Annotated in this window: 1 protein-coding gene; it reads left to right on the top strand. The window is 41.1% G+C overall.

Going from position 1 to position 2,457, the window contains the following annotated elements:
* Positions 1-135 precede the first annotated feature (135 nt).
* A complete protein-coding gene (gene recJ / locus IQ242_RS22430) occupies positions 136-2,418 on the top strand; it encodes a single-stranded-DNA-specific exonuclease RecJ (RefSeq protein WP_193961465.1) in 2,283 nt (760 codons plus the stop codon).
* The last annotated feature ends 39 nt before the right edge of the window (positions 2,419-2,457 follow it).

Raw genomic sequence — 2,457 nt, 5'->3', positions numbered from 1 at the left:
ATCTTGCACCTGTTTCGCTCGTAAAGCCACAAAACCCTTACCTTGCCTACATTTCACATTTATTCAGCAAGCCCTAAATGGAGATAGGGAAAATCACAAAAACTGCCACCTTTTTTACTTTTTCCTTGATATCCCGTGTCTAACTGGCAAATTCCCCCATCGGTAGCTCTTCCCCAAGAGTTTTTAAAAATAGTCCAAGACTACACCCCAGAGTCGGATGGCAGCGTCGTGGCACAAATATTATGGCATCGCGGTGTCCGGGATGGGGCGACTCTGCGGACGTTTCTGGATGAGAAAGCTTATCAGTCAAAAACTCCCTTTGATTTTGGGCAAGAAATGAACTTTGCCGTCAAAAGACTGGAAAAAGCCCTAAATAAAGGTGAAAAAGTGACTATTTGGGGTGATTTCGATGCCGATGGTGTCACCGCTACCAGTGTCCTCTGGGAAGGATTGGGGCAGTTTTTCCCACCCTATCAACAGTTAGATTATTACATACCCGATCGCCAAAAAGAATCCCACGGCCTCAATTGTCCCGGTATCGAGAAACTAGCGCATCAAGGAACCCGTTTAATCGTCACCTGTGACACGGGAAGCACGAATATCGCTGAAATTGACTATGCAAACAGTCTAGGAATCGATATTATCATCACCGATCATCATACCCTACCCGACGAGCGCCCCGAGGTGATTGCCCTGATTAATCCCCGCTATTTTGTGGAAACCCATCCTTTCTATCATCTTTCTGGGGTTGCTGTTGCTTATAAATTAGTGGAAGCGATGTATTTAACCCTGGCAGATATTCCCAGAAAACCCCTAGAAAATTTACTGGATTTAGTTGCGATTGGTTTAATTGCTGATTTAGTCAAATTGACGGGAGAATGTCGTTATTTAGCCCAAAAAGGTCTTCAAAAACTGCAAAATACTCAGCGTTTGGGAGTTAAAAAATTACTCGAGTTATGTAACAAAACCGGAGATAGACCGATGGATATATCCTTCGGTATTGGACCGCGCATTAATGCCGTCAGTCGCATTTATGGCGATGCTAGATTTTGTGTGGAATTACTCACCAGTGAAGATGAAAAGCGTTGTCACGAATTAGCTGAACAAGCGGAATTAGCCAATATTCGTCGCCAAGAAATCCAACGGGATATTATTAAACAAGTTCAGAAAAAACTAGAGAGAATTGATCTTTCCACCACTAATGTAATTATTTTAGATGATCCCCAATGGATGGCGGGAATTTTAGGATTAGTTGCGGGACAAATCGCCCAAGAATACCAGCGACCAACAATTTTATTAAGTACCAGTGAACCACCTTTTGCTAAGGGTTCCGCTCGGTCAATTCGTGAGATTGATCTCTATCAATTAGTATCCTCTCAATCCCATCTTTTACATCGTTTTGGTGGTCATCCTTTGGCCGCGGGTTTAAGTTTAACCATAGAAAATTTACCCCTATTTATTGAGGGAATTAATCAACAGTTGCGACGCACAGGAATTGATTTAACTTCCCTTTCTTCCCAGATAGAAGTGGATGCGGTGGTGACGGTTTCCCAATTGGGAAAAAGTCTATTTCGAGAATTAAAATTGCTGGAACCCTGCGGGATGGGTAATCCGACACCGAAGCTATTAATTCAAAATTGTTATTTTCAAAATCTTTGGCATAAAAATCTTGAGGATTTCAAGGGCAAAAAAATCGCTTATCCCCGGACAACTTTTGAGATTTGGGATAGTTCAATCGAGCAGGGATTCCCCGGTATGTGGTGGGGTCATCACAAAGACGAAATTGCTGCCGATACCCGTTATAATGCCCTAGTTGAATTAGATTTTAATACCTACAAAAATCGCTATGAAGTGCGCTTAATTGCCCTGCAAACCTATCAACAAGAATACTTAAGCTATAGCAATAAAAAAGATTTTTTAATCGACAATCGCCATCGAGAAATTAGTCAAGAAGTTAGCCAATTAAATCCCCTTTTTCTCTGGGAATGTCCCCGGGATTGGACAAAACTTTCCAGGGAATATCAACAGGCAATTTTACGGGATAAAAAGTTAGTTCTTGCCTATGCTAGTCCTTTGAAAAAATCCGCTCACACCCCATGGATAAACCTTGTCGGGATCGGGAAATATTTAGCTAGAACTAAAACCAGTATTTCCCGTCAACAATTACAAAACCGCTTAAACCTCAGCTATCATACCCTAGAATTAGGATTAATTTCCCTAGCAGAAAATGGCTTTAAAGTCAAGAAAAATCAAGAAAATTTATCCTTTGAATTAGTCAATCATGAGGCAAAAATTAATAAGATTGAGCAATTTCTAGAAGCGGTGGCCCTAGAAAACTTTCTCCAGCAATACTTTGCTACTGTTCCCCTAGAAATACTGCAAACAATTCTTAATCACGAAGACTCGATCGATTTCTAATTAGGGTTTGCTAAAAAAGTTTGTTGGTGGGGTGTAGGG

This window comes from Microcystis sp. LEGE 08355 (assembly GCF_015207185.1).
GTDB classification, from domain to species: Bacteria; Cyanobacteriota; Cyanobacteriia; order Cyanobacteriales; family Microcystaceae; genus Microcystis; species Microcystis panniformis.
Note: the sequence above shows the minus strand (reverse complement) of the source record. Positions and strands in the feature narration are given on the sequence as shown.